Genomic DNA, 6207 nt, shown 5'->3' on the forward strand with positions numbered 1-6207 from the left:
ATGGAACAAAAAACGACGGAACTATTCAATGAGGAAATTCAATCCATAGGAGCAAACAGGTTTGGTATTGGAATTGAAGATTTATCGCATATTGGAAATTGGCAGAACTTTATATATGAATATCAAAAAAATAGCCAGCAGTATATTTTAAGATTTACCCCCAACTCTCACCGCAGTGTGAATTCGGTAAAGGGAGAAATAGATTGGCTTATTTATTTAGCTCAAAATGGCGTTTCTGTTTCAAGCCCAATAAAGTCTGTACATGATAATTATGTGGAAGTCATTATTCTGGCTGATATCGAGTTTATTGTGACTTCTTTTATAAAGGCGGAAGGTGTAAAAATTGGTTATCCTGAATGCCTAAATGATACCAATCTTTATTACAAACTTGGTCAGCTAGTGGGGAAAATCCATTCATTATCAAAACGCTATAAGCCAAAAGATAAATCAATAATGAGACACGATTGGCACCAAAATTATTACGTACAAAACATTGGAAAATTTGTACCATCTGATCAACATTTAGTCTATAAATCATGTACAGATATAATGGGAAAAATCCAATCTAGTCTTCCTAAAGATAGAAATTCTTACGGGCTTATTCATGGCGATATTGGAGTAGGAAATTTTCTAGTAAATGAGGAAGGAATCATTACCCTATTTGATTTTGATGAAGCACAATATAGCTGGTATGTGGAGGATATTGCCATTCCATTATATTATTTTGTCTATGTCTATGGTGGAGAAGACGGGAAATCAAATAGAGAAGCTCAAGCACGATTATTTATGGAACATTTCTTAAAAGGGTACAAAGAAGAAAATGATTTTGATAATAACTGGCTAAAACAAATCCCGTTATTTCTTCAATTAAGAGAAATTATTGTTTATATAGGTTGTTATCGAAGCTGGGATTTTTTAAATCTAAATCAATGGAGTATTGATTGGTTAAAGGAAAGTAAAATTAGAATAGAAAATAATGAACCGGTTGTTAATATTTGGTGAAGTAAAGGTTTTTAATAATTACGATTTTTAATATATGCCCCAATTAGAGAGAAAATATTGGCTGCCCATTGTGGCAGCTCATTTCTTCTGGAACAAACAGGGGAGTTTAAAATTTTATATCAATACATATTAAGATTCATCTAATTTGATCGTCATCTTGAATGGTAAGTTTCCACTTGAAAAATGAAAAAAATCACTAGCAACATCTTCAAGATAGATTTCACCGTATACCAAGTACTCATTATTAATTAATGAATTATATGCTTGTTGAGCGCATTCCATCATACTATTATCGTTAGCGTGGAAATATATTCCTAAGAACCTTCCTTTTATCTTTATAAAGTTTGAGTCTTTCTTTTGCTTTGTTTTTTTATATTTAAAACCTTTTGTTAAAATATTTTTATCTGTTTTAAACATGACTCCTGAGTGATAACCTTCTGTTAAATAGTTAACAAACGTTCCTTTTTGTATGATGTCTTTATCTAAAGTTAGATATTCGCTCGGAGTGTCTTGTATAAAAACCTCATTAGTTCCAACCTTCATAAAATGCTCCAAATCTGTTAGTTTTTGATCTAAAGCAGACTCTACCATTCTCAACTCGTTAATCTTCCTTTTTATTGCTTGTTTTTGAGAATATAACTTTTTGATGCCTTCCGATAAATTATCGCTATGCAGCTGGTTTTTTATTTCTTGTAGAGAGATGCCTAAAGACTGCAATGCTTTAATTTTGCTAAAGGTATCTATTTGTTCATATGTGTAGTAACGATAGCCGTTATCTCTTATAATTGCAGGTTTAAATAAATCAATTTCATCATAATAAAAGAGAGTTTTTTTATTAACTTTACAAATTTGTGCAAATTGACCACTTGAATATAATTGTTTTTCCATGATTACCTCTTGACTATCCAGTTACGGGATACTTTAACTTAAGATTATAAATCATATGAAAAGAGAAAGCTAACATTTCTCTATATGATTTTCTAAATCATTTTAGGAATTGAATTTTCCTTATGTAATGGAGGAGTTGTATTGAAAAAGCTAATTGTTCGCCCATATACAATAGAAGATGCCGAAGAAAGATTATCTTTACATCTAGAAAATCGAGAACATTTCCAAAAATGGTCTCCAACGAAAAGAAAAGAAGAATATTTTACTCTAGATGGACAAATAGAAAGTATTAAGGATTTTATGGAAAAAAGTGCGAAAGATATTAGGTACGAATTTGCAATCTTTCTTATGGAAGAAACTTCGCCTATTTTAATAGGAGAAGTTCAGTTAAATTTTGTTGCACGAGGACCTAAACAAAGCTGCATGATCGGATATCATATTGGTGAAAAATTTACAGGTAAAGGATATATGACAAAAGCTTTGAAAATTACTTTAAACATTGCTTTTCAAGAATTGAAATTCCATCGAGTAATTTCAGAAGTTGACCCTGAAAACATTGCTTCCTTACGTGTGTTAGAAAAAGTCGGATTTGTTAAAGAGGGATATGCTAGGAAAAATTTAAAAATTGGTGACGAATGGCACGATCATATATGTTTAGCTCTGTTAGAGGAAGAATTTTTTATTCAATTTTGAATGTAATATTCAGGAGCTACAAATGCTGCTTTCATACTGTAGCAACTCAATTTGCATCATGTTAGTTTATAGTGTGGAAGCTCCTCATATTTGAGGAGCTTCCAAAATAATTTATACACTTTGTGTTAACTCTGTTTTTGCTGTTTTCCGTTGTTTTTTCGATTTTCTAAAATAAAGCAGTTCATAAAACACAGGAACAATAAATAATGTTAAGACTGTTGCTACTGCAAGTCCGCCAATTACGACAACAGCTAACCCTTTCGAAACGAGGCTGCCTGCTTCAGCGTGTGTAAACAATAGTGGAAGCATAGCACAAATAGTTGCGACTGCGGTCATAAGTATTGGACGCGTTCTTGTCGCCGCTGCTTCTACGATGGCATCACGTATGGACATATGTTCTTCGTTTTGTTTAATTTTATCAATTAACACGATGGCATTTGTTACAACAATTCCTATGAGCATTAATGCTCCTAGAAGAGCAGTCGCGTCAACGGAAACTCTCGAAACAACGAGACCAAGAACAGCGCCGATGGATGCAAGTGGTAATGTCATTAGAATCGCAACAGGTGTCCTGAGCGTTTTAAATGTAATAACCATTATTAAATAAACTAAACCAATGGAGATCAGCATTACTAATCCTATATCAGCAAAATCACTAGCTTGCTGAGTAACTGCACCGCCTTTAACAAGCTTAACATTTTTAGGTAGCTTCAGCTTATCCACTTTCTTATCTATATTCGCTGAAATAACGGAAAGCTTTTCAGGATTTACCTCTGCGCTGATACGAATATATTCTTTTCCATTTTTATGGAGCACAGTACTGCTTTGTGTTACTTTCTCGATCTTAGCGATGGAAGAAAGGGGAACCATTCCAGTTTGAGTTGTTATTTGTATTTCATCCAAATCGTTTTTTGATGTCGGATTTAGATTGGTGTCCATCACAACAGAAGTTTCTTTTCCGTCTAAAGTCATGTTCCCAATTGGTGTTTTGTTTAATAATCCATTTAATTGCATGGCAATTTGTCCGGTATTGGCCTTTGTCGGATCCACTACAAATTGATAAACTGGCTTCTTCTCTTCTGCATTGGAAGCGACTTTCTTAACACCGTTCGTGCCATCAATAACTTTAACCAAATCATACGATGCCTTTAATAAATTTTCTCGGTCTGCTCCTTCAAGATCATAGGTGATTGCCGTTTGGCCAGAACCCATAAAGGATGCTGTAGATGCTTGAATATCAGCATTTGGAAAGTCCTTTTTCAATGTGTTTACATCTTTAATAAAATGATCGGCATTTCCGTTATCTTTCATGATAACCGTGAATGTCGTTTGGGTAGGATTGGATACCTGCCCCCATTTTGCTTGTTCTTCACTATTTCCTTGTTGTGTGATGATGGATTGATATCCTTTTAACTTTAATATCTTATTTTCAAAAGCGAGTCCGCCCGCTTGCACTTTTGGAATTGGTGTATCACTAGGATATGTCATTGTGACAGACACCATCGTTGAATCATCTGCACTAACGGAACCTTTTGGAAGTACCATATAAAGGGTAATAGAGCCTACAAACATAATAAAGGCAAAGAGAACTGGTATCCATTTATGATTAAGGTTCCATTTTAAAATATTCATATAACGCTTAGGTTCTTTATGTTCCGGAAGTTTCGCCTTTCTTAATAGACCAAATGACATTAACGGAACTATAGTTAAAGCAACTAATAGAGATGCTAGAAGAGAATAAGTAACTGTTAATGCAAATGGTAGTAAGAATGCTTTTAATGAGCTTTGAATGAGACCCATCGGTAAAAACACTGCTATAGTCGTAAGTGTAGAGGAAGTAATTGCCTTACCAACTTCACCTGTTGCTTGCATAACAGTCTCTCTAGAAAAGCCTTCCTTCTGTGTCTTCCGGAAAATATTCTCGACCACCACAATACTATCATCTACTAAACGTCCAACTGCTACCGCTACTCCTCCTAATGTAAGGATGTTCAGCGTAATGCCTGAGCGCCATAACAATATCAAGGTAAGACCTAGTGAAAGTGGAATAGATACGACAGTTATCAAGGTAGAACGAATATTTCTTAAGAATAAGACAATGACAATTGTGGCAAATAAAGCCCCTAATAATACTTCTCTTAGCATACTGTTGACAGAGTCAACCACCATCTTCGAGCTCGAGAACAATATTTCTGCATGGACACCTGAGCCAGATTTATTAATTTCCTTTGCAACCTTTTGAATTTCCTTTCCAACCGTTACGGCACTAGCGCTACTTTCTTTTGTGATCGAAATAGCCATAGCATCTTTTCCATTGACATGAGAAATTCCTTCTTGACCATTGCTTTTTTGAATATCAGCCACATCTTTTAGATGTACTGCCGGTGCATTTGGCATTGGAGAAGGAAGAACAAGATCTCCAAGTTCATCTATACTTGTAATCTGTCCCACAACTTTAAGGTTACTCATCTGCCCATCAATGCTCTTATCTCCTAAAGATACAGATAGATTTTGTCCTTGTAATAGACTCATAACGGAATTTATTGATTGCTGCTTAGCAGCTAATTTTTTTAAATTCAATTTCACTTCTACTTGAGGATTATCTTTGCCATAAAGTGCGACACTGCCTACTCCTTTAATACTCTCGAACTTTGGCAAAATCTCTTTCTCAAGTTTTTCAAGATTTGCTTCCTTAGAGCCATTATCAAAGGCAACGGAAAGCTGTGCTACTGGAATCATCGAGGTATCATACTGAATGATGTTTGGTTTGGAAACATTATCTGGAAGCTTTAGATTATTCATAGCATCTTCAACTTGTTTTTTAGCTTCCTTCATATTTGTTTTAGAATCAAAGGAGATGTTCACCTGCGAATAACCATCACCCGTAGTAGATAATACATCGGTTTTGCCTTTAATAGTTGCTATTGCATTTTCAATCGGTTCTGTAACCTCTTGCGTCATTGTTTGCGAATTATATCCTTGCCCTATGGTTGCAACCGTTACCTGAGGATTATCGGCCTCCGGCATCAATTCCATCGGCAAAATAAAATAACTTCCAATCCCGAGTCCCAACGTTAAAACGGTCATGACAATTAAGGCAGCCTTATTTCGAAAGGCCCACTTCGTTAAATATTTCATAAAATCCACATAACCCCTTCCATTTATTATATTTGTTTGTTATTAGTCCAATAAATTAGTAGTAATTTCCTTCCTCGCCAAAATGAGTATAGCATCGTTCCGTTATCGTTTAATCCTATCACAGGTTTATTTTTATCTAAGACTTAAGACTGATGACTTAGGTTGCGGTAAAGAATTTAAAGACTTAACGTAAACCATGTCAAAGAAGAAATTTAAACGGAGCGTGCCCGTTGTAATGTGGAAAGCAGGGAGAACGGTCACAATCAATGCCGGAACGTTCCCGTTGTCGTGAGGGAAACAAAAGAACGGTCAAATTCAAGGTCAGAACGTGCCCGTTGACATGAGAAAAGCAGAAGAACGGTAACAATCAGTGCCGGAACGTGCCCGTTGACATGAGAAAAGCAGAAGAACGGTCACAATCAAGGGTCGAACGTGCCCGTTGAGGTGAGAAAAGCAGAAGAACGGTCACAATCAAGGGTCGAACGT

4 protein-coding genes are annotated in these 6207 nt (G+C 35.4%); 2 read left to right on the forward strand and 2 right to left on the reverse strand.

The window, feature by feature from the left end; translation table 11 throughout:
- Positions 1-1002 carry a phosphotransferase enzyme family protein gene (locus AC3WJF_RS12515; RefSeq protein WP_492452630.1) on the forward strand — a complete coding sequence of 334 codons (1002 nt, stop codon included), beginning with the start codon at positions 1-3 and terminating at the stop codon, positions 1000-1002.
- A 129-nt stretch (positions 1003-1131) separates the two neighbouring features.
- Here the strand turns inward: AC3WJF_RS12515 and AC3WJF_RS12520 are convergent, their stop codons facing one another.
- Entirely contained in the window at positions 1132-1890 is a 759-nt protein-coding gene (locus tag AC3WJF_RS12520; RefSeq protein WP_492452632.1) for a MerR family transcriptional regulator, read from the reverse strand.
- Between the two features lie 141 nt (positions 1891-2031).
- Between AC3WJF_RS12520 and AC3WJF_RS12525 the strand changes: the two genes are divergently transcribed.
- Positions 2032-2583 carry a GNAT family N-acetyltransferase gene (locus tag AC3WJF_RS12525; protein WP_492452634.1) on the forward strand — a complete coding sequence of 184 codons (552 nt, stop codon included), beginning with the start codon at positions 2032-2034 and terminating at the stop codon, positions 2581-2583.
- Between the two features lie 111 nt (positions 2584-2694).
- Here the strand turns inward: AC3WJF_RS12525 and AC3WJF_RS12530 are convergent, their stop codons facing one another.
- Positions 2695-5721 (reverse strand): efflux RND transporter permease subunit, encoded by a 3027-nt coding sequence (locus tag AC3WJF_RS12530; RefSeq protein WP_492452640.1) that lies wholly within the window; start codon positions 5719-5721, stop codon positions 2695-2697.
- Positions 5722-6207 lie beyond the last annotated feature (486 nt).

It is taken from the genome of Heyndrickxia sp. FW510-T9 (assembly GCF_058781025.1).